We start from the raw sequence: 22,602 nt of genomic DNA, 5'->3' as shown, positions 1-22,602 counted from the left end.
TAAAATAAAAATTTTTATATGTAATTTAATCTAGAATATTAACAATTTTTATTTTGTATATATTAACGTTTATTACCAATTTTTATAATTATTATAGAATATTTTTTTTCTAATTTCAATAGTATTTTTCAGAAAATTTTGTAAAATATATAACAATAAAAAACGATTCTAATTTTCACATATAAGATTGAATCAGATGGTTTTAAATATCAGCAGCATAATTTGTTACTTTTAAATATCTATATTAAATTGTTTTATAATTTATAAATCATTCTAATTGAATTTATTTTTTCCTAACTAATACATTCAGCCACTTTTCATCCTGTCTTCCTTCCCTAACATCGGTTGTTATAAACATCTCAAGTAGCTCAAAATATCCATTTCTTTTTAAAAGCTCATTAAAGGACTTCTCATCATAAAAATTAAAAAACCTTCCATTTCTAAACTCTTCTTTATCACCATATTTAAATGAGGAGTAAAAAATTCCATCTTTTCTTAAGGCTTTGTATATTCTTTTAAATATATCATCCATTTCACTTCTTCTTGCATGTAAAAGGGATGCACAGGCCCAAACTCCATCAAACTCTTCATCAAAGTCGATCTCATCGAACCTTAAATGCAAAGTCTTCTTCCCTGTAAGCTCACTTGACAGTTTTACCATTTCAATTGATGCATCAGCTGCAACGCATTCATAGCCATTTTCAAGAAAAAACTTTGTATCCCTTCCTGATCCGCATCCCAAATCAAGTATCTTTGCCCCCTTAGGAAGAAACGTTAAAAATTTTTCATAAAGCTCTGCCATATTTGCATCCTTTGTGTTGTTGTAAAAATCTATAGCATTTTCGTTGTAGTAGTTAATTGTATCATTCATCCTTTATTCTCTCCTTGTAATATTGTTTTATCCTAAAGTCTACGGCATCTTTAAAATGCTTAATAAAATATTTGTTATTTATAAATGCTTCTAATTCTTCATTCAGACAAAAATATTCTCCTTCTCTATAAAAGAAGTCGCCATGGGTTTTAATCAAAAAATTTTCAGGGTTTCTTCTTGATAAATCAATATATTCTTTTTTACCCCATGTTAAATAATTCTCTGTGCTTTTATGCCTTTTTAAATCCACCCCATTAGAAGGATGGGAATAAAACTCTTTAAAGCTTAGATATATATCGTCTGAGCTCAATTTTAATTTTACATCTCCATTATTATAAAATGCAAGAAGTAGTGGCATTTTATAGCTTTTAGACATATTTGTAGTTTCAATTAGTTTTATAAACTCATGGGCTATGGTGTTATAAATTAATAATTCCTCATCAAACAATTCATTATATTTCTGTAAAAACGAAATATAATCCCTAAGAATATTTATCTTTGAATTTTTCTTCATATTTTTATATATAGCTTCATCAACATACTTAAAAAATTCAAGCCTTAATGGTCTATATCCTAAGTATTGCTTAATCCTTTGATATTCTTGATAAATAATTTCTTCAATGTTCATAAGTTGCTCTGCTTGTTTTTTAAAAATATCGATTAACCTAAAATCAAAATCCACTATGCAATCATCAGGATAAATTTCTTCACCATAGGTATATTTGCTTTCCTTTATTACATCAACATCATATTCCTCTCCACTAAGCCAAAAAGGTATTAAATTTGCCCTCTTGTAATTACCAATAAAGTCTAGAACAGTAAGATAAGACTTGTTTTCGTATTTTCTTAAACCTCTACCAAGCTGCTGCAAAAACACAGTTGGCGATTCAGTTGGCCTTAAAAACATTACCATATCAACCTCTGGTATATCAACACCTTCATTAAACATATCGACAGCAAAAATTACACTAATATCACCTTTTTTTAACTTTTCTATTGCTTCACTTCTATCCAACCAATTATTGCCCCTATCGCCACTATATACAGCACAGCATTTAACACCGTTTTTATTAAAGTAATCCGCCATAAATTCTGCATGATTTTTAGAGCTACAAAATCCTATTGTTCTTTTTTTATTAAACTTTAAATAATTTCTTAATATCAAATCTGCTCTTTTATTTATCATTAAAACTTTTTCAAGTTCTTCTTCTTTATATTTTCCATTTATAATTGGAAGGTTTGAATAGTCAACTTCATCGTATATACCATAATAATGGAAAGGGACTAAATATCCTCTATTTATTGCATCCTTTAATCTTAATTCATAAACCACATTATAATCACAAAGTTCAAATACATCTTTATTGTCTAATCTTTCTGGTGTTGCTGTAAGTCCAAGTAAAAATTTAGGTTTAAAATAATTTATTATATTCATATACCTTTCCGTTACAGCATGATGAAACTCGTCAATAACTATATAGTCAAAATAATCCTTTGAGAAACAATCTTCATTTAGATATTCTTCTTTTCCTAGTGTTTGAACTGAGGCAAAAATAATATCTTTATCTGTATCTTTAATATCAGCATTGAAAAACCCCATCGAATCATAAGGTCTTACATTTTTAAAAGTTTCTTCTGCTTGTTTTAAAATTTCTTCCCTATGGGCAACAAATAAAACTTTTTCAAATTCCTTTGAATCAAAGGCAGCAAGATAAGTTTTTCCAATTCCCGTTGCCGCTACGACAAGTCCTCTATCATATCCTTCCATTCTACATTTTTTAAGCTCATAAAGAGCTTCTATCTGTGCTCCTTTAGGTCTATAAAAGTCAATTACATTATTTTCTTTCTTCGAAGTTTCAACTTCGTCGGTCATCACCTTGGGCTTTTTCCACCTTTTGCTGTATTCCTTTAAAACTTCATCATCTACCTTTATAGTATTGTTATAGTAGATATTCATAAATTCTTGTTTAAACTGCTCATAATCCTCTTTGTTAGTGGATTTTTCTAATCTATAATTCCATTCTATGCCATAGGTTAATGCTGCTTCTGAAATATTAGATGATCCAATAAATATATCTCCCCCATCTTCATATTCAAAAATATATGCTTTAGGGTGGAAGGATTGATTATCATATTTATAAAATCTCAAATCCACATAATCTCCTAATCTATCCTTTATTAAATATAACGCTGAAGGCTGCGTAATATTAAGATATCTTCCAGTAATTATCCTTATAACTACCCCTCTATTTTTAGCATCCTCTAAAGCATCCAACAAAAGCCTTACACCAGATTCCATTAAAAAAGATACAATTATATTTATCTCCCTAGCCCTTTTGATAGATTTTAAAAGCTCATTTAAAAAATCATCGCTATATCCGGTAAAGCATTTGGGATGGTGTGGTTGATTTTGTATTGGTAAAGTATCATATAATCTTTGTAAAATTGTATAGGTTTCTTCTTCAATATTGTTAGATGGTAATAATTTGCTGTTTTCTATGTCAATAATAGATTTTCTTTTCATATATCTCATTCCTAAAAACTTTATTTTATAAAAATAATTCTATAATACTATTAATTCATAACTAGTCTCAGATGAAATATAAGAATTAATAATTTAACAAAAATACTTTTATTATTACTTATAAAAACTTATTATTATCATTTTTTAATGTTCATTTATTTGTCTTTTCATTTCTTAATTAACCTTAAAATCTCACATAATTCACAAGTGTTGTCGTTTAATAATTTTCGTATTCTAATTACTTTTTTCAAACAATTAATATTATTAATAAAAAAGAGAATCTCTTTTAATTGATTCTCATAGAATTTAATTAAAAATATGTTATAACATACTAATAACATACGTCACTTTTTAATAAATAAAGATACGTTTTAAATTATATAATATTTTTATAAAAACTATCGTCATATATTAATGCCTAAAATTTAAAGGCTTAGATAACTTTTTAATAGCAGAGCCATACAATATAAGTTTTTCTTTGGCTTGTTTTTTTTCCATAATTTTAGATGTCAACAATTCAAATGTAATTCTTTTGTTTAACCAAAATTTTACTTCTCTGTAATGAATTGCACTATCATTTCTCATTTCAATTTCACCGCATGTTTTTAATTGACAAATTTCTTTTGCTCGATCTACGGTTTGGACTTTAAAAACAACCTTTTGATCATCCATTTGAGTTTTATTTTTTGCTTTAGAATTTTTAACAATAAAATTATCTTTTAGAATATTTACAACATCTTCATGCCAAAACACGTGAAATATACCTTCATGTTTAATTACCAAAAAATGGACTTCACCACTATTGAAAATACTTTTTTTTAAGAAAAAGCTTAACAGCTTCTCTTTTGATAATTCTTCACATAATCTTCTCATTGGCTTTTTAAGATTTTCTTTACATTTCAATTTATTCTTTTTATATTCATCATAAGATTCAGGAAAACAATTGATACATTCTAAAAATAAATCCCCTAATGGACTAGCGTTAAAATCGTAATCACTTTCAAATCTACTCTTACCATATAAGAATATTTGCCACTTTTTTTCTCCGCTTTTCACTGAATAAGCATATCCTTCTGTATCTACAACATCTCTTTTAGCTTGTGGTTCATATATAAATTCTTGTGCTATCCCTAAAACCCCAGCAAATTCTCTAGCATCTTCATGCCCTTGTCTTTTTACTTTACTAGCTTTTTCAGACGTCATTGCTTTTTTCTTATACATAAAAATTTTCCCCCTTAAAAAAATGTAAAACAAATTAACATCATAATAGTATCAAACTTAATTACCTTTTTATTATCAACAATTCATTTGTCTTTTTAATATGGTTTCTATTCTCTTTTTGTCTATTTAATCCAATCCTAGTTTCACCCTGTCCCATCGTATAGTGTATAGGTAATTCAATTATTTCAAAATCCTTATACCATTCTCTAATGGTAGGTGAATCATTATATGATAATATAAACCCTCCTTTATGATTCATTAGTAAGTCTCTTAACAATTCATGTTTAAAATTATTATGATGTATCGGAAAATTTCTTTGTGGATAAAGCCCTTTAAAAAGAGTACTATCTTCACCTAAATAATATGGTGGATCACAATATAAAAAATCTTTCGAATACTGAGTTATTACATTTTCAAATGACATACAGTCTATGCTTATATTTTTTACATCAAATTCTTTTACTCGTTTTAATAAGCGCGAATAAGTATCTTTATCTGCATATACTTTTGACATCCATCCCAAAAAACCTGGTCCATAAGAAAGATTATGATTAAAATAATAATACGCTGCAAGTTTTAATGGTTCTAAAACTTTTTTACCAACCCAATGCTCCTTTAATTCCTTTTTTACTTTTTCATACGTTTCTTTGTTTGGTTCCAATTTCGTTAATTCTAAATACAAATCATATGGCCTATCAATTTGATTTTTCCAATAGTTAACCAATATATCAAATATATCAAAGCCAATAACTTCAATTCCCAACTCTTTTGCAATAGCTATTTCTATTGAACCACCACCAAAAAATGGTGATATTAATCTATTTATATTATTCGGTAAATGTTCAATTACATAACCAACAGCCCAACTCTTTCCACCAGCATATCTCAATGGAGATCCTAAATATCTTTTATATTTTCTCGTTTTCCCAGCTAAACTTTTTAAAAATTTATATTTCTTTAATTCTACTATATTATCTTCGCCATTAGAATAATTAGACGATTCTTTTTCTATAATGTTATTCTTAATTTCGATATTATTGAAAATTGGAAGCATAAACATTGTTATGTGTTCATACGTTTCTTGATTTTCTGTATTAACTAATTTTTTTGTCCCTTGCATCTTATCCACTTGTCTCATCCTCCAAAAATTTAATAATGAAACTATATCTTAAATTTTATATGTTGTCTTTTTATAAATAAAGATTAACAATAAAATCTAAAAATTTCAATAGTAATTTATAGCATGATTTTATACAGGAATAATTGAATTAAAATAATTTATTGATAATACAATAAATTACTTCCCCAAATAAAGAAATTAAACATTTAATCAAAATATTTTATTTAATATTATAATATCCCATACTCCAATGCTCCAATTTTCCCTCATTTTTAATCAGCATTATCTCGCTTATTATGGATAGGGCGATTTCGGGTGGGGTATTGCCGCCAAGCTTTAGGCCTATGGGGGCGTAGACCCTTTTTAGGGCTTCTTCGTAGCCTTCTTTTTTTAGGTTACTAAAGATGTAGTTTACTTTGTTTTTGCTGCCAATCATGCCTATGTATTTTGCATCCCTTGTTATTACTTCCCTTAAGGCAGCTTCGTCATATTCATGTCCCCTTGTTACTATTACAATAAAGCATCTATCGTCAATTGGATAATTTTTAAGATTAGTAACTATGTCTCCAAGGACAATTTCGTCAGCTTCAGGAAATCTTTCTCTGTTTCCGAATTCTTCTCTGTCTTCAAAGATTACAACATAAAGGTTTAAGAGCTTTGCAAATTTATAAAGTTCAAGGGCAACGTGACCGCCACCGACTATGAGCAATTTTTCTCTGCTTCCAATAACTTTCATAAAAACATCAACCTTGCCACCGCATTTTGATTTTAAATCGGTATCGTTAAGGGTATAGGTAAAGGTCTTTGATGTGCCTTTTTTTATCCTTTCAAGGGCATCCTCTGTAATCTTTGCCTCAAGAATTCCTCCCCCAACCGTTCCAAAGGATGTGCCATCTTCAAAAACAAGCATCATAAAGCCCTCTTTCCCTGGTGAAGAGCCATAGGTGTTTGTTATGGTGCAAATGGCCATCCTTTTATTTTCCTTTAAGCCTTCTAAAACCTTTTCAAAAATCAAATTTTCCATCAAAATCCCCCCAACATAAAAATAGCTTCTAAAACGCCTCCTGCAACAGCAAGGGCTTTATCTGAAACGGTATAACAGTGATCTTTATTTCCCCTTGGGTCTATATCTCCAATTTTCATATTCTCATAAACTTCATATCCGTCCATGATAAGTCCACGGATAACGCCATCTATAGAAGCTGTAACTAATGCATCGTCAACACAAAGAATTTCATCACCCTTTTTTACATAATCGCCTATATCCTTAATTAGCTTAACTTTTCCTCCTTTAGGTGATCTTATAACCCTCTCTTCCCGATATCCTAAAACATCCCCTGGAATCCCTGTATTCTCTTCTGCCCTTCCCTTAAGATAAACTCTTCCAAGATAATGACCTCTGTTTGTTTCAACCACAGCCTTAACATCAACTCCAGCCTCAAAACCTGGGCCAAGTCCTATTGTTATTGGTGCCATGTCTATTTTTGTCCCTAAATTTTTCTTTGCAAGAACTGCATCTACTAAAACGTCTACATTAAGATAATTTAATACGCTTAAATTTTCGTCTATTAAAACAGGAATCTTATCCTCCCTCCACGCCCTTTCTATATCAGTTAACTTTTCTACTAAAATTCCCTCTGTGTCCTCAACCTTTATGCTTTTTTCATAAACGCAGGAGGCAAAGGCAACCCTTCTTCTTATAACCGAAGGCCTTTCAATTTCCGTCATAATTATTTTAAACCCGCATCTTTTTAGCCTTAGAGCAACCCCTGATGCTATATCCCCTGCACCTTTAATTAAAACTATCCTTTTATCTAAATCTTTAAGGTCTTTTTCTACGTCAACATCTTGAAATATTTTTACGTCTTTAAAATGGACCTCTTTAATTTCATGAGAAAAATCCTTTAAAAATGTTTTTCCACCTCTATCGCCTTGAAGGGCAAAAAATTTTTCCGAAAATCTAAAGGGGAAAATTATGGGCGATCTGGACTCAAAAAGGCAGGTTGGAATAATAATCTTTTTTTCCCTTTCATATTCATCTATTAATCTATCGATATCCTCCCCTTTAAAAAGGGGCATATCACCAGGTAAAAACATTACTCCATCCTTTACTTCAATTTCCCTTAATCCAAGCTTTATTCCTTCGCTCTGTCCAAGGTGGGCATTAGGGTTAAATATGCATTTTGCTTTGTATTTTCTTGCAATTTCCTTTACCCTTTCATCCCTATATACTACTATTATTTCCCCCGCCTTTGATTCTGCTGCGTTTTTTATGGTCCATTCAATTAAGGGAAGGTCTTTATATTTTAAAAGGAGCTTGTCCTTATTCATCCTCCTTGAAAATCCCGACGCAAGAATTACAATAGAAACCATAAAATCATCTCCATTTTTCAAATATGCCAAACTTTACTGATGAAATTGCAAATTCATATTGGACTAAATCAAATATTTTTTTGGCTAAGGCCTTCTTTTCCTCATCATCCACTTTGTTTATGACAACAATTTTCCTGCTGTCATCTGGGGCACCCTTAAAAAGGCCCTCCTTTGAGATAATGAGTTTTGCTATTTTGTATTCATCCAGAAGGTCTCCAATCTTTGATCCTGTAATGGTGCAAAACCTTTCTAGCCTGAATATGTTTTGTTGGTTTATTGTTTTATAAAGGGAATCTATTCCTATAACTCCTATTACAATGCTTGAAGAGGAAGGAATTACAGGCTCGTGCTTTTCTGGTGCCTTTATTGGAAGTCCCCTTGAACCGTCCCCTTCTATAAGGACAATGTCAAAATATTCCCTTATGGTCTTTATTTTTTCCTCCTCAAGGCCTATAATTTTGTTTTCGTCATTTATTCCGTTTCCCATTACAGTTATCCCCTTCATCTTTTTAAAGGGAAATTCTACATAATTATAATAGTAATCGTATTGAGCATCTAAAGGGTAATATATTTTCGTGGTCGTAGTAACTAAAACTTTTTTTAGCCTTAGCTCCTTTGCAATGCTAAACATAAGGCTTGTTTTTCCGCCAGCCCCAACTAGGGTTACAACGTCATTTTTTATTCTAAGTTTTTTAGCTATATCCATGCTAATCCCTACTTTTTAAAAAGGTTTTTAGAATATCAACTTGGTAGTTTTCCCTAACCTTTTCTAAAAGTCTAATCCCCTCTTTGCAGTAAAATTCTAAATCCTCCTTAAGGTAATCCTCAAATTCACTTCTAACTCTTTCGTTATACTCCATATTATTTTTAATCTCTGCCTTTATTCTTAGAAGGATTCCATTTTCATAGGGGCTTTTCAGCTTTTGAACAAAGGTATCAGCCCTTTTAAGGTGTTCCATAGCACTTTGGTATTTCCCCTGCTTAATCAACGTTAAAGATAAATATCCTTCAGCAACTGACCTTAACCAATATGCGTCAATTTTCTCGTATATTTCAACAGCCCTTGTTAAATAGTCCTTTGCCTTTAGGTAATCTCCCATCTCATAGGAAGCATGCCCTGCGTTTGTTAAGAATACCGTAAGGGCTGTTCGTATTTGTGACCTTAAACACATCTCTATAGCCTGGTTGTAGTAGATTAATGCTCCTTTAAAATCCACATTTAACCTTTTTATATTTCCCAGGTAATTTAAGGCTGCAGCTATGTTTAAAACTTGGCTGCCATCATTATTAAGCCCTTCTAATATCATGAGGGAGTGTTTAAGGGAATCCTCTGCCCTTTCAAATTTTTCATGCATTATATAGTTTAATCCCTTGAGTCTTAAAAGAACTGCTATTTCTTTTTTGTTTTTGTGCTTAGTTGCAATTTTAAAGGATTCATCTATATATTCTCCCATCCCCTCAACATCGTGAACCTGTATTGCATAGTTTATCATCTGCCTTAAGGATTTTAAGAGCATTTCATCATCTTTAAGATGTCTTGATATTTCTATTGCCCTTTGAATAAAACTTGTCCCCTTTGTATATTCTCCTTCCCAAATGAAATATCTTCCCTTTAGGTAACAGAATAGCAGCAAAATCCTTGGATATTCCTCATCAGAGGATTTTATTTTCTCAAGGTCCTCCTCTATCTCATCAAGCTTTTTAAACATCGTTTTTTGGCTTTCTTTATCAAAGGACTTTATATCGCTGCCCTCTGGAAAAAGTTCATTTGTGTAGTTTAAATATTCGCATAAGTTTTTGAGCTTATACTTTACTGCCTTTAATCTCTCTCCTGCACCTTCAAAGTGGTAAATCAACCCTTCATAATAATAGGCATCCTTCTTATCTCCCTTTAATTTAGCTTCAATAAGGTTGGCTATTTTAAGATGAAGTATCCTCTTTTTAGCCTCCGACAGATTTTCATAGACAAAGTCCCTTAGCTTTTGGTGGGTAAATTTATAAAATATATCTTCTTTTTTTGTTTCGGTCAAAATGAATTTATAAATAAGCTCATCTAAAATATCTAGTAGCTCATCGTCCTCCATATTGGATAAAAGTTTAATATATTCATAGGGTGCCTTATCGTAAAACATGGATATTATATCTAATACCCTTTGAGCTCCCTTGGATATCCCTAAAAATCTCGTATTGAGTATTTCCTTTAATTTTACATTAAAGCTTTCTAACTTTTTTCCGTTCTTCAAAAGGTTTACATATTCTACAATAAAAAATGTGTTACCTTCCGTTTCAATGTAGATGTTCTGTAAAATTTCATCAGGAACTTCCTTTGAAAGGGCCTTTAGGACAAAATTTTTGGTATCTTCTTTGTTAAACCTTAAAAGCTCAATTTTTTCTATCCTGTCGTATTTTACGATTTCAGAATAGAAGTTATTTATCTTTTTATCATATCTTGCAGTTAGAATAAAGGAAAGGTTTTTTCTTTCTATGGCTAACAGCTTTTTTAGTATTGAAAGGCTGATATTATCCATCCAATGCAGATCCTCAAATATAAAAAGGAGTTTATGTTTGTTTGATAGGTTTAAGATAATACTCATAACAATTTCTTCAATGAGTTTATACTTGTTGGTATCGTAATTTATTGCTTCGTCGATTTTAAAAACTTTTTCTAAGGAAGGGAAAAAGGATGATAGGGCTATTTTCCAGGATTTTGGAATGTCCTCCATCTTAAGTTCTTCACCAAGGGAATTTAAAATATCACCCCAGGGTTTTAAAATATAGCTCTCCTCCGCTGCATAGCAGTTTACCTTTATTATTTTACATCCTTTAAAGGAGGCTAAAAATTCTTCAACCAGCCTTGTTTTACCTATTCCTGCTTCGCCTACTATTAATATATTTTTAAAGTTTGAGCCATCAGTAAAACTCGAAAAGTTTTGCAATAGTTTTGAATATTCTAAATCTCTACCATAAAAAAATTTTTTCTTCTCATCTTTTCTTTCTAAAATTATTTTTTCATAAAGATTTTTAGTTTTTGCCTCAGGATTTATTCCAAGCTCCCTTGATAGCTTTTCCTGAAAATTTTTATAAAGCTCAACAGCTTTATTTATCTCACCGTTTTTTGCATAAACTTGCATTAAAATCCTTATAGCCCTTTCATCAAATTCATCTACAAGGAGTATCTTTTTAGCATAATCCTTTGCTTCGTTAATTTTATGTTCCTTAATAAATAGGTTTATTTTGTAATATAGCCTTTTTTTGTATATTTCCTTTAACTCTTCTCTTTTTTGCATTACAAATTCCTCAAAGGGCTCACAATCCTTAATGCAAAATCCTTCTAAAAAATCACCTTTATATTCTTCTATGGAATCGCTGTTTAAAAAATTTATAACATCGCAGTTTATTTCAAGTTCAGGGTTTAAAGTAAGGTTGGATTTGCCGTGAGATATGAATACTTCTATGTTAAAGGCCTTTTTTACAGAGTATATCGCGTTTCTTAAATTTTTCCTGCCCGTCTCCTCGTCCTGGTCAGCCCAAAAAAGGCTAATTAGCTCTTCCCTTGTTGCATCCCTTTTAAGAAGCATATAGTAAAAAAGAGCCTCAGCCTTTTTAAATGGAAATGTTATTGTTTTATCATTAAAGGTAACTAAAGGACTTCCAAACAGTTTAACCCTCACCATCATAACCCCTTTTAAAAAATTTGACATTTAGTTAACTTATTTATTATTATACACCTTTTCTTTTAAAAAGAATATAATTTGTGTAAAACAAAGCATAAACCCCCATATTTATTTAATATGGAGGTTTTGAATGTAAAAGTATATTAAATGATTTTATCTAAAATTTTTCAAATAAACCGATGCAGATCTATTCATTTCCTTTGCAAAATCTGAGGCATATTTTCGGTTGTGAATCGCTTTAATCTCTTCTATTGTATCTTTTCCTTCTAACCCAGCCTTTTCAAACCTTCTTTCATGCATTTTTATATGTTCTTCTTTTGTTAGTCTTTTATATTTATTTTCAAACACTAAAAATTCTTTATCAAACCTTGCTGGTTTTTTTCTATTTTTTTGTGCATCAGTAGGATACCCATATACAACCATTGCAGCAGGAATAACATAATCAGGAAGATCAAGTATTTTTCTAACCTCTTCACAGTTTTCTAAAATATCTCCAATATAGCAGGAGCCTATACCAAAGGATTCTGCTGCAATCACTGTGTTTTGTGATGCTATTATTGCATCAGCACATGCAAGGAGTATATCTCCTTCTCCTGGTTTTCTTGGTTTGCATTCTGCATAGCTGTAAGCATCATACCATCTTTGATAATCTGCAAGAAATATTAAAACAAAAGGCGCCTTTGCAATGAAGGGCTGATTGTCGCATAATACCGAAAGCTTTTCCTTTAAATCATTATCCGTAATTTCAATTATGCTGTAGAGCATCATGGCACCTGCACTGGGTGCTTCAAAGGCTGCATTTAATATCTCTTCTTTTATTTCCTCAGGAATTTTTCTATCCTCAAAGACTCTAACAGATTTTCTGTTTTTTATAAGCTTTATTACATCGTTCATAATAACCCTCCAAATATTATTTAAAAGCACCCTACTAAAATGGTAGGGTGCAAATTTTACAGTTCAACCTTCGCTAGGATTTCCTTTTCTAATTTATGTGCCCTTTCTTCAAGTTCTGCAACTTCCTTTGAAACTTTGTTTACAAACTCTTCATCCTTGATTGATGCAAGATTTATTTTTACGTTTAATAGGGCTGAAAGGATTGCTGTTCTTGCCATCATACAGGATACAGCACCGTCAGTTACAGCATTTTTGTTTCCCTTTACTATAACTTTCTCAGAGATCTCAAATATCTTTTCAGCATCCTTTGCAACTTCAAGAGGAACAAGGGCAGCTTCTTTAAGGGCACTTTGAATCGCTTCTTTTCTTCTTTCCTTTTCTTCATCTGTGTCCTTTGGCATCTTAAAGGCATCCATAACTTTGTCAAAGGCCTTTGAGTCTTTGTCTATATCTTCTAATAATTTATCCTTAAGCTCCTTTGCCCTTTCTAATATTTCCTTCATTTCCTCTTGAACTTCTTCATATCCTTTTTTACCAATAGTTAGGTTTGCAACCATACCTGAAAGTGCTGCAGAAAGTGACCCTGCAAGGGCTGCAACGCTTCCGCCGCCTGGCACTGGTGATGCGCTAAATGTCTCTTCTACAAATCCTTTAACTGTTTTTTCTATAAGCATATCTATCATCCCTCTCCTTATCGTAAATCAATTTTCCATTCTTAAATACCTTTTCAACTATACTAACCCCAATATGATATGGAATAAATTTATATGATGGATGTTCTAATATTATTATATCTGCCTTTTTGCCTACATCAATGCTTCCTATTTCCTTTTCCCTTCCTACTGCCGCTGCAGCATTTATCGTAACAGCGGTTATTGCCTCCTCTAAGGACATATTCATATAAAGTGTTGCAAGAGCAATCACAAGAGATAAGTTTTCAGTAAAGCAGCTTCCTGGGTTAAAATCGCTGGCAAGGGCTACAGCTAGTCCACTATCTATCATATATCTTGCTCTTGCAAAATTTTCCTTTAAGCTAAAGGCTGTTGCAGGAAGAAGCGTTGCTATAACTCCCCTTTTGGCCATCATCTCTATTCCTTTATCGCTGGCTTGCAATAGGTGATCAGCAGAAACTGCTTCAACCTCTGCAGCAAGTTCAGCACCGCCAAGGGATACTATCTCATCGGCATGGAGCTTTAACTTAAATTCCATCATCTTTGCAGCAAGAAGAAGCTTTCTTGATTCATCCACAGAAAATACATTTTTTTCGCAGAAAACATCCACAAATTGTGCAAGATTCTTTTCCTTTATGTAGGGTAATACTTTTTCTATTATAAAATCTATATATTCCATGTTTCTGCATCTGTATTCCCTTGGAATTGAATGGGCACCAAGAAAGGTTGGAACTATGTCAATTGGATGAATATCATTTAATTCTTTATAAACCTCCAGCTGCTTTATTTCCGTATCAAAGTCAAGGCCATATCCTGATTTTCCTTCAACAGTTGTAACCCCAAAGCTTAGCATAGAGTCAAGCCTCTTTTTGCCAAGCTCAATAAGCTCCTCTTTGCTTGCCCTTCTTGTGGCCTCAACTGAGTTTATTATCCCTCCACCCTTTTCCATTATCTCCATATAGGTGGCACCCTTGAGCCTTAGGTAATATTCATCGGCTCTGTAGCCGCCAAATACAAAATGGGTGTGGGAGTCTATAAATCCAGGCAATACTGCCTTGCCCTTTGCATCGTAAACTTCATATTCCCTTTCATTTATTTCCTTTAATATTTCTTCAGTTTTTCCAACTTTTTTAATTATTCCATCTTCTACTAATACTGCACCATTTTCGATTATATTTAGCTCCCTCATATCTTCCCCTTTTTTAGGAGAAGTGCCGCTGCAGGTTACAAGTTCACTGGCATTTTTTATTAAGATTTTCATATTATCACTCCATAATTCTGTTTTCAAGAATCTGGTCCATTGAGAAATCTTCTACTCCAAGGTAATAAACTGCAGTATCGATTAAAGCTTCCATAGGAACAAGGCCTATTATTTCGCTGCCTATAACAGGAACGCCATATCTTCTTGCCTCAACCTTGATAAGTTCAAAGGCTCTGTAAAGGGCGGTCTTTGTATAGTCGGTCATGTTTATTGAAACTTGAACAATACCTCTATCTTTAAGCTCTACTCCTATGGCTTTACAGTATCTTAATCCTCCATTTAAGAAACGAACATTTCTTGCAATCTTGTTAGCAATTTCTATGTTGTTTGTTCCAAGATTTACGTTAAAGGCAACAAGGGGCATTCTTGCACCAACTGCAGTAACTCCAGCTGTTGGATGCACCTCTTGAGGTCCAAAATCAGGCTTCCATTCAGGCTGCTTTATCTTTTCAAACATTCCTTCAAATTCGCCCTTTCTGATGTTTGCAAGGTTTTCCCTATCAGGACTTGTTGCTGACTTTTCATAAAGGAAGATTGGAAGGTTATATTTTTCTGATGCTTCCCTTGCAAATTCCTTTGAAAGCTCAACTGCTTCAGTCATAGTCATATTTTTCACAGGTATAAATGGAACAACATCTACTGCTCCCATTCTTGGATGCTCTCCCTTGTGGTTTCTCATATCTATAACTTCAATTGCAACTCCCATCGCCTCAAGCATAGCCTCTTTAACCGCCTGTGGTTCGCCAACTACAGTTACAACAACTCTATTGTGGTCAACGTCTCTGCTGTAATCAAGTAGTTTAACTCCTTCTTTTCCTCTAAAAGGATTAACTATTTTTTCAATTTTATCAAGATCCCTTCCTTCGCTAAAATTTGGAACGCATTCAACTATCTTTGTCATTGCCATAATTTTTGCTCCTTTCCTTCAAATATTGGATGGGCCAATGGCCCATCCTATTATCTTTCTATTCCATGCTTTTTAAATGCAAAGTCAACTACTTCCTTTACAAGGCCATCGTCTGCAAGATAAGGGAGTGTAATATGGTCTGTTGTGCTCTTTTTGTTGTGTTCCATTGAAACTTCGATTGCATGTTCGTTTCTCGCCCAAGCTCTCCTTGCAACTCCTCCCATAACGTCCCACATCATAGCGCTCTTTATTATCTCATCTACTCTTAAGCTTCCATCAAGCACAAGGCCAAATCCACCGTTTATGGACTTTCCAATTCCAACACCGCCACCGTTGTGGAGGGCAACAAGGCTCATTCCTCTTGCTGCATTTCCTGCAAAGCAGTGGGTTGCCATATCAGCCATTATGTTGCTACCATCCTTAATGTTAGCTGTTTCTCTAAATGGTGAGTCAGTTCCTGATACATCGTGGTGGTCACGGCCGAGCATTATAGGACCTACTTCTCCCTTTCTTACCATTTCGTTAAACTTAAGGGCTATTCTTGTTCTTCCTTCTGCGTCTTGGTATAGGATTCTTGCCTTTGTTCCAACAACAAGCCTATTCTTTTCTGCATCCCTGATCCATATCCAGTTGTCTCTATCCTGTGGTCTTCTGTTTGGATCTATGCATTCCATAGCAGCTCTGTCGGTCCTTCTTAGGTCTTCTTCACTGCCGCTTAGGCATACCCATCTGAATGGTCCATAGCCATAGTCAAAGAGCATTGGTCCCATTATGTCTTCAACATAGGATGGGAATATAAATCCATTCTTTGGATCGCCGCCCCTTGCAATTTCCTTAACTCCAACGTCATAAACTGCCTTCATGAAGGAGTTACCATAGTCAAAGAAGTAGGTTCCTCTTTCAACAAGTATTTTTATAAGTTCATAATGTCTTCTAAGGCTTCTATCTACTAATTCTTTAAACTTTTCTCTATCAGTTTCAAGAAGCTTTGTTCTTTCTTCAAATGTAAGTCCCTGTGGGCAATATCCTCCCTCATATACTGCATGGCAGGAGGTTTGGTCTGATAATAGATCAACATGGACGTTGTTCTTTACTATATATTCAAGAAGGTCAACTACATTTCCATAGTATGCAATTGATATAGGTTCTTTTTTATCAAGGTGTTCCTTTGCAACCCTAAATACTTCATCAAGATCTGATGAGATATATTTTACCCAGCCTTGGTTGTATCTTGTCATTATTCTTGAGTAGTCAACTTCAGCTATTATTCCAACTCCGTTTGCAATTTCTACTGCCTTTGGCTGTGCACCTGACATTCCTCCAAGACCTGAGGATACGAAAAGTCTTCCTCTAAGGTCTGCATCATGGCCAAGGCCAAGCTTTAATCTTCCTGCATTAAGTATTGTATTGTATGTTCCGTGAACTATGCCTTGAGGTCCTATATACATCCATCCGCCGGCAGTCATCTGTCCATAGTTTGCAACACCCATCTCTTCAGCAATTTCCCAATCATGTGGATTGTCAAACATACCAACCATAAGGGCGTTTGTTATAATTACCCTTGGGGCATCCGGTTTTGATCTAAAAAGCCCAACAGGATGTCCTGATGCAACAACAAGTGTTTGGTCTTGAGTCATAACCTCAAGATATTTTTTTATTAATCTATACTGCATCCAGTTGTGACATACAGATCCTGTTTCACCATATGTTACAAGCTCATATGGATATAGTGCCACATCAAAGTCGAGGTTGTTATCTATCATAACTTGGAAGGCCTTACCTTCAATGCAGTTTCCTTTGTATTCATGGATTGGCTTTGCCTTTATATTTCCTTCTGGTCTAAATCTGTATCCGTAAATTCTCCCTCTTGTTAGAAGCTCTTGCATAAACTCTGGTGCAAGCATTTCATGGTATTCTTCAGGAATGTATCTTAGGGCATTTTTAAGGGCGATTTCAGTCTGTTCCCTTGTTAGCCTAAATCCTCTACTTGGCGCTCTTCTTATGCCTTCAACAAATTTAGGATATTCAGGTATTTCGTCGAGTTTTATTTTCATTGCGCTTTTTATGTCCAAGTTCGTTATCATTGTATCACCTCTCAAAATCTTAATTTTAGGTGCCTGGCACCTTAGTTTAAGTTTCTAAATGTAAAAATCTTAAATCTTAAGTGCCTGGCACTTTAAAATAATCCTACTATATTGCCGTTTTCGTCTATATCTATCTTTTCAGCTGCAGGAACCTTTGGAAGTCCAGGCATTGTCATTATATCCCCTGTTAAAACAACTATAAATCCTGCACCGGCAGATAATCTAACTTCTTTAACTGTTATATCAAAATCCTTTGGTGCACCAAGTAATGAGGGATTATCTGAGAAGGAATATTGAGTTTTTGCCATACAAATTGGTAGCTTATCAAGCCCAAGTTCCTCTATCTTTTGAACCTGTTTCATTGCCTGTGATGTAAATGTTGCGCCATTTGCTCTATAAATTTCCTTTGCAATCTTATTTACCTTTTCAACTATTGAGAGGTTAATATCATATAAATAATTGAAGTTAGGCTTGTTGTTTTCAACAAGATTTACTAATTTATTTGCCATGTCAATTCCGCCTTCGCCACCCTTTGCCCAAACTTCGTTTAATGAAACTTCTACATTGATCTTTTGGCATAATTTATGAAGAAGTTCAATTTCAGCCTCTGTATCGCTTACAAATCTGTTTATCGCAACTAAAACAGGAAGACCAAATTTTCTTACGTTTTCAACGTGTCTTTCAAGGTTTTCAAATCCCTTTTCAAGAGCTTCTAAGTTTTCTTTTGAAAGATCTTGCTTTGCAACTCCACCATGCATCTTAAGTGCCCTTATTGTTGCAACTATTACAACTGCATCTGGTCTAAAGCCAGCATAACGGCAAACTATGTCAAAGAATTTTTCTGCACCAAGGTCAGCACCAAAGCCTGCCTCTGTTACAAGATAATCTGCAAGTTTTAATCCAAGCTTTGTTGCTATTATGCTGTTTGTTCCATGGGCTATGTTTGCAAAAGGTCCTCCATGAATTAGTGCAGGTGTATTTTCCAATGTCTGAACAAGGTTTGGCTTTATTGCATCCTTCATTAAAACTGCCATTGCTCCTTGAACATTTAAGTCTCTTATTGTAACCGGCTTTCCGTCGTAAGTATAGGCAACAACCATTCTTGCAAATCTTTCCTTTAAGTCCATAAGGTCGCTTGCAAGGCAGAGGGCTGCCATAACTTCTGATGCAACTGTAATCATAAATCCGTCTTCCCTTGGGAATCCATTTGCCTTTCCGCCAAGGCCAACAACGATTTGCCTTAGTGCTCTATCATTCATATCAAGAACCCTTTTCCAAACTATTTGCCTTGGATCTATTCCAAGGGCATTTCCCTGATGGATGTGGTTATCTATAGCAGCTGAAACCAAGTTATGAGCTGCAGTTATAGCATGCATATCGCCTGTAAAATGTAAGTTTATATCCTCCATTGGAACAACCTGTGCGTATCCTCCACCTGCTGCACCACCCTTTACTCCAAAAACAGGACCTAAGGAGGGTTCTCTTAAGGCTATTATTGCCTTTTTGCCTATCTTGTTAAGGGCCTGTCCAAGTCCTACAGTAGTTGTTGACTTTCCTTCTCCAGCTGGAGTTGGATTTATCGCTGTAACTAGAATCAATTTTCCATTTGGTTTATCCTTTAATCTCTTAAAAATATCAAGAGAAATTTTTGCCTTATATTTTCCGTAAAGCTCTACTTCGTCCTCTTCGATCCCCCACTCTTTTGCTATATCCATTATGGGTTTTAACTTTGCACTTTGTGCAATTTCAATATCACTTGGAACTCTAATTTCCATAACCCTACCCCTTTCTTTTATTTCTTTATATTATATTTTACATTTTAAGTGTCTAAAAATCGTCTAAACATTATTTAAGATTATGAATTAATTATGAAGTAAAATTTAATTTTAATATTTATTAAAATATCATTTTAAGATTTAAGGCAAAAATATTTTAATTTTGTTTTTTCAAAAAAAAGACATAACAATGATTTTTGTTGTGCATTTTTTATGTTAAACAATGTTTTTATTCAATTTTTAAGCCTTATTTTGATAACTTGGTCTTATTTTATCCCATCCGTCTAAATTTATTAAATTTACAGAATTTTACTACTTTTTGTAGAATTATTGATTTTATTGTCGATTTTAGTATAATGTATATTTGTGAACAAAATGTAAAAAAGGGGAGGTTTTATAATGTCACACGGTCCAAATAAAGGCCAAAAGTTAACATTGGTATCATTAATTCTTATGATCTTTACTTCCGTGTATGGCTTTAACAACATTCCAAGATCCTTCTACAAGATGGGATACGCTGCTATTCCATGGTACATTCTTTCAGCTATAACATTCTTCGTTCCATTCGCTCTTATGATGGCAGAATTCGGAGCTGCCTTCAAGGATGAAAAGGGTGGAATTTATTCATGGATGGAAAAGTCAGTAGGACCTAAGTTTGCATTCGTTGGAACCTTCATGTGGTATGCTTCATACATCATCTGGATGGTTAACGTATCATCAGGTATTTGGGTTCCACTTTCAAACGCTATTTTTGGTAAGGACACTACTAAGAGCTGGGCATTCCTTGGTTTACAAGGGCCAAAACTTCTTGGTGTTTTAGGTATTCTATGGATACTTTTCGTAACTTACCTTTCATCAAAGGGACTTGAAAAGATTAAGAAGGTAACTTCACTTGGTGGATCAGCAGTTGCTGCATTAAATATCTTACTTTGGGTAGGTGCACTACTTGTTCTTGTATTAAATAAAGGACACCTTGCTGAACCAATAGTTGGACTTTCAACATTTACTCAATCACCAAATCCAAAGTTTGCTGGAAACATCTTAGCTGGACTTGCATTTGTAGTTTATGCTATATTTGCTTATGGTGGAATTGAAGTTGCAAGTGGACTTGTTGACCAAACTGAAAATCCAGAAAAGACTCTACCAAAGGGAATTGCAATTTCAGCTGCTATAATTTCAGTTGGTTATTCATTAGGTATTTTCCTTGTTGGTATATTCACTAACTGGGCAAAGGTTATAAATGTTGATGGCGTTCACCTTGGAAATGCAAGCTACGTTATAATGGGTAACCTTGGTTACCAAATTGGTATGGCATTAGGCACAAGCGAAGCTACAGCAATTGCTATGGGACAATGGATTGCTAGATTCATAGGACTTTCAGTATTCCTTTCAATAACTGGTGCATTCTTCACATTAACTTACGCACCACTTAAGCAAATGATCGAAGGAACTCCTGCAGAACTTTGGCCAGGAAGATTCGGCGAAGTTAAGGATGGAATGCCAAAGTTTGCTATGTGGGTTCAAGGAATCACAGTTGCTGTAATGATAGCACTTGTTTCCTTCGGTGGAGATTCAATGGCAAAATTCTTCGATATTCTTGTTATGATGACTAACGTAGGTATGACATTACCATATATGTTTATCTCTTATGCATTTGCTCCATTTAAGAAGAATACTAATATTCATAAGCCATTTGAAGTATTCAAAAGCTACAACAGCGCATTGTTCTGGACAGTAATCGTTACTTTAACAGTTGGTTTTGCTAACTTCTTTACTGTTCTTGAACCAGCGCTTCAAGGAGATAAGCTAACAACATTCTGGTCAGTAGCAGGACCAATCTTCTTCTCAATCGTTGCACTTGCAATATATGGAAGATATGAAAAGAAGGTAGCTAATAAGGCTGATAAAGCTGCATAATAAAAAAGTCCGGCAAATGCCGGGCTTTTTTTATTCTAATAATTTTTTTAATAGGGGTAACCCCCGCATAATAGTTATCAAACAATTGTGTATTGACAGGAGGTCTTAACATGCGAAAAATATTATCAAAATCATTTCTTTTCATTCTGATTTTAACAATGTCTCTTGTTTTAAACCAACAATTCATATTTGCAGCTACAACGCTAGGTTCCAACGATCATTTAAAATCTGCTTTCTTTTCTCATCTTGTTTACTATAATCTTGATAACTATACTAACAAAAAATTGATAGATATTAATTTTTCTGGGGATAAAAATATAGCAGAATTCTCAAATGGATTTATAGATGCAATCATGGATAAAGAAACATACGAAGGAAAAAAACTATCAATTTATTTGAAACAAAATAATTTGATTAAGAAAGCGTCCACACACTCTTGACTTTAGTCATGAGTAAGGACGCTTAAATAATAACATATGTTATCTGTGTATCATAACTTATATTAGTTAAAAGTTTGTTTTGTGTAACAACATATGTTAAAATAACTATGAGGTGAAAGTATGGAAAAAGCTTTTAAATTTAGGCTTTATCCTAATAAACAACAAGTAGAGCTCATAAATAAAACCTTTGGTTGTGTTAGGTTTGTATATAACTATTATCTTGCAAAACGAGAAGAAATATATAAAATTCAAGGTATAACATTTAATTATAAAGATTGCTCTGCTGATTTAACAAAACTAAAACAAATTAATATATGGCTAAAAGAAGCAGATAAGTTTGCACTTCAAAATTCGCTCAAAGACTTAGACAAAGCATTTAAGAATTTTTTTGAAGGCAGAGCAAATTATCCAAAGTTTAAGTCAAAGAAATGTAAATATCAAAGCTATAGAACAACATTTACAAATAATAACATTGAAATTAAAGGAAACAAGATCAAGCTACCCAAATTAGGCTGGGTAAAGTTTGTAAAATCAATGGAAGTAGAAGGTAAAATACTAAATGCAACTATAAGTAGAACTCCAACAGGGAAATATTTTGTTTCAATTTGCTGTAGGATAGAAAAAACTATAGAAAAGTCTAAAACTAACAAAGTAATAGGTATAGATTTAGGAGTAAAGCATTTTCTGATAGATAGTGAAGGTAACAAAATATCCAATCCTAAATATCTTATAAAGTTAGAAAAAAGACTTATTAAGGAACAAAGGAAGCTTTCTAAAAAACAATTAGGTAGTAGTAACTTTAAGAAACAAGCTAAGAAAGTAGCAAAAATACATGAGAAGATAAGAAACCAAAGGGAAGATTTTTTGCAA

17 protein-coding genes are annotated in these 22,602 nt (G+C 33.3%); 3 read left to right on the top strand and 14 right to left on the bottom strand.

Annotated features, from left to right (window positions below; genetic code table 11):
• Positions 1-283 precede the first annotated feature (283 nt).
• From Q3V94_RS08665 to Q3V94_RS08595, 14 genes are all read right to left on the bottom strand, one after another.
• Positions 284-871: a bifunctional 2-polyprenyl-6-hydroxyphenol methylase/3-demethylubiquinol 3-O-methyltransferase UbiG gene (locus Q3V94_RS08665; RefSeq protein WP_303526908.1), complete on the bottom strand. Its 588-nt coding sequence runs from the start codon at positions 869-871 to the stop codon at positions 284-286.
• Entirely contained in the window at positions 864-3,395 is a 2,532-nt protein-coding gene (locus tag Q3V94_RS08660; RefSeq protein ID WP_303526907.1) for a DEAD/DEAH box helicase family protein, read from the bottom strand. The genes Q3V94_RS08665 and Q3V94_RS08660 overlap by 8 nt, the downstream gene beginning before the upstream one ends.
• Before the next feature lie 411 nt (positions 3,396-3,806).
• Positions 3,807-4,616 (bottom strand): hypothetical protein, encoded by an 810-nt coding sequence (locus Q3V94_RS08655; protein WP_303526905.1) that lies wholly within the window; start codon positions 4,614-4,616, stop codon positions 3,807-3,809.
• A 61-nt stretch (positions 4,617-4,677) separates the two neighbouring features.
• Positions 4,678-5,736, bottom strand: coding sequence for a DNA adenine methylase (locus Q3V94_RS08650; protein ID WP_303527009.1), 1,059 nt, complete (start codon positions 5,734-5,736; stop codon positions 4,678-4,680).
• Between the two features lie 220 nt (positions 5,737-5,956).
• A complete protein-coding gene (locus Q3V94_RS08645) occupies positions 5,957-6,760 on the bottom strand; it encodes an XdhC family protein (RefSeq protein WP_303526903.1) in 804 nt (267 codons plus the stop codon).
• Positions 6,760-8,109: a selenium-dependent molybdenum cofactor biosynthesis protein YqeB gene (gene yqeB / locus Q3V94_RS13685; protein WP_368506514.1), complete on the bottom strand. Its 1,350-nt coding sequence runs from the start codon at positions 8,107-8,109 to the stop codon at positions 6,760-6,762. Before yqeB ends, Q3V94_RS08645 begins: the two co-directional genes overlap by 1 nt.
• Before the next feature lie 4 nt (positions 8,110-8,113).
• On the bottom strand, positions 8,114-8,815 hold the full coding sequence (gene yqeC / locus Q3V94_RS08630; protein ID WP_303526901.1) for a selenium cofactor biosynthesis protein YqeC: 702 nt from the start codon (positions 8,813-8,815) through the stop codon (positions 8,114-8,116).
• 1 nt (position 8,816) lies between these two features.
• A complete protein-coding gene (locus Q3V94_RS08625) occupies positions 8,817-11,783 on the bottom strand; it encodes an AAA family ATPase (protein ID WP_303526899.1) in 2,967 nt (988 codons plus the stop codon).
• A 153-nt stretch (positions 11,784-11,936) separates the two neighbouring features.
• Positions 11,937-12,677 carry a nitroreductase family protein gene (locus tag Q3V94_RS08620; RefSeq protein ID WP_303526898.1) on the bottom strand — a complete coding sequence of 247 codons (741 nt, stop codon included), beginning with the start codon at positions 12,675-12,677 and terminating at the stop codon, positions 11,937-11,939.
• 56 nt (positions 12,678-12,733) lie between these two features.
• The gene (locus tag Q3V94_RS08615; RefSeq protein WP_303526897.1) at positions 12,734-13,351 is read right to left on the bottom strand and encodes a cyclodeaminase/cyclohydrolase family protein; all 618 of its coding nucleotides are present in this window, start codon (positions 13,349-13,351) and stop codon (positions 12,734-12,736) included.
• Positions 13,329-14,609: an imidazolonepropionase gene (gene hutI, locus Q3V94_RS08610; RefSeq protein WP_303526896.1), complete on the bottom strand. Its 1,281-nt coding sequence runs from the start codon at positions 14,607-14,609 to the stop codon at positions 13,329-13,331. Before hutI ends, Q3V94_RS08615 begins: the two co-directional genes overlap by 23 nt.
• A gap of 4 nt (positions 14,610-14,613) precedes the next feature.
• Positions 14,614-15,516 carry a glutamate formimidoyltransferase gene (gene ftcD, locus Q3V94_RS08605; protein WP_303526894.1) on the bottom strand — a complete coding sequence of 301 codons (903 nt, stop codon included), beginning with the start codon at positions 15,514-15,516 and terminating at the stop codon, positions 14,614-14,616.
• A gap of 50 nt (positions 15,517-15,566) precedes the next feature.
• On the bottom strand, positions 15,567-17,600 hold the full coding sequence (locus tag Q3V94_RS08600) for a urocanate hydratase (RefSeq protein ID WP_303526891.1): 2,034 nt from the start codon (positions 17,598-17,600) through the stop codon (positions 15,567-15,569).
• Positions 17,601-17,692: 92 nt separating this feature from the next.
• On the bottom strand, positions 17,693-19,375 hold the full coding sequence (locus Q3V94_RS08595; RefSeq protein ID WP_303526888.1) for a formate--tetrahydrofolate ligase: 1,683 nt from the start codon (positions 19,373-19,375) through the stop codon (positions 17,693-17,695).
• A 399-nt stretch (positions 19,376-19,774) separates the two neighbouring features.
• On the opposite strand from Q3V94_RS08595, the gene yjeM reads away from it, so the two are divergent.
• The 3 genes from yjeM to Q3V94_RS08580 form a co-directional block, all read left to right on the top strand.
• The gene (gene yjeM / locus Q3V94_RS08590) at positions 19,775-21,292 is read left to right on the top strand and encodes a glutamate/gamma-aminobutyrate family transporter YjeM (protein WP_274766215.1); all 1,518 of its coding nucleotides are present in this window, start codon (positions 19,775-19,777) and stop codon (positions 21,290-21,292) included.
• 110 nt (positions 21,293-21,402) lie between these two features.
• Complete coding sequence (locus tag Q3V94_RS08585; RefSeq protein ID WP_274766216.1) at positions 21,403-21,732, top strand: hypothetical protein; 330 nt, start codon at positions 21,403-21,405, stop codon at positions 21,730-21,732.
• 120 nt (positions 21,733-21,852) lie between these two features.
• Positions 21,853-22,602: RNA-guided endonuclease TnpB family protein (locus tag Q3V94_RS08580; RefSeq protein ID WP_303526887.1), on the top strand; the 750-nt coding region annotated here is incomplete at its 3' end.

This window comes from Caloramator sp. CAR-1 (assembly GCF_030546345.1).
Classification (GTDB): Bacteria; Bacillota; Clostridia; order Clostridiales; family Caloramatoraceae; genus Caloramator; species Caloramator australicus.
The sequence above is the reverse complement of the archived record's forward strand: the minus strand, read 5'-3'. Positions and strand labels throughout refer to the sequence as shown.

Coding starts and splice junctions, on each gene's coding strand:
- Q3V94_RS08665 (WP_303526908.1), bottom strand. CDS start 871: ATGAATGATACAATTAACTACTACAACGAAAATGCTATAGATTTTTAC.
- Q3V94_RS08660 (WP_303526907.1), bottom strand. CDS start 3,395: ATGAAAAGAAAATCTATTATTGACATAGAAAACAGCAAATTATTACCA.
- Q3V94_RS08655 (WP_303526905.1), bottom strand. CDS start 4,616: ATGTATAAGAAAAAAGCAATGACGTCTGAAAAAGCTAGTAAAGTAAAA.
- Q3V94_RS08650 (WP_303527009.1), bottom strand. CDS start 5,736: ATGCAAGGGACAAAAAAATTAGTTAATACAGAAAATCAAGAAACGTAT.
- Q3V94_RS08645 (WP_303526903.1), bottom strand. CDS start 6,760: ATGGAAAATTTGATTTTTGAAAAGGTTTTAGAAGGCTTAAAGGAAAAT.
- yqeB (WP_368506514.1), bottom strand. CDS start 8,109: ATGGTTTCTATTGTAATTCTTGCGTCGGGATTTTCAAGGAGGATGAAT.
- yqeC (WP_303526901.1), bottom strand. CDS start 8,815: ATGGATATAGCTAAAAAACTTAGAATAAAAAATGACGTTGTAACCCTA.
- Q3V94_RS08625 (WP_303526899.1), bottom strand. CDS start 11,783: ATGGTGAGGGTTAAACTGTTTGGAAGTCCTTTAGTTACCTTTAATGAT.
- Q3V94_RS08620 (WP_303526898.1), bottom strand. CDS start 12,677: ATGAACGATGTAATAAAGCTTATAAAAAACAGAAAATCTGTTAGAGTC.
- Q3V94_RS08615 (WP_303526897.1), bottom strand. CDS start 13,351: ATGCTTATAGAAAAAACAGTTAAAGGATTTGTAGAAGAGACATTTAGC.
- hutI (WP_303526896.1), bottom strand. CDS start 14,609: ATGAAAATCTTAATAAAAAATGCCAGTGAACTTGTAACCTGCAGCGGC.
- ftcD (WP_303526894.1), bottom strand. CDS start 15,516: ATGGCAATGACAAAGATAGTTGAATGCGTTCCAAATTTTAGCGAAGGA.
- Q3V94_RS08600 (WP_303526891.1), bottom strand. CDS start 17,600: ATGATAACGAACTTGGACATAAAAAGCGCAATGAAAATAAAACTCGAC.
- Q3V94_RS08595 (WP_303526888.1), bottom strand. CDS start 19,375: ATGGAAATTAGAGTTCCAAGTGATATTGAAATTGCACAAAGTGCAAAG.
- yjeM (WP_274766215.1), top strand. CDS start 19,775: ATGTCACACGGTCCAAATAAAGGCCAAAAGTTAACATTGGTATCATTA.
- Q3V94_RS08585 (WP_274766216.1), top strand. CDS start 21,403: ATGCGAAAAATATTATCAAAATCATTTCTTTTCATTCTGATTTTAACA.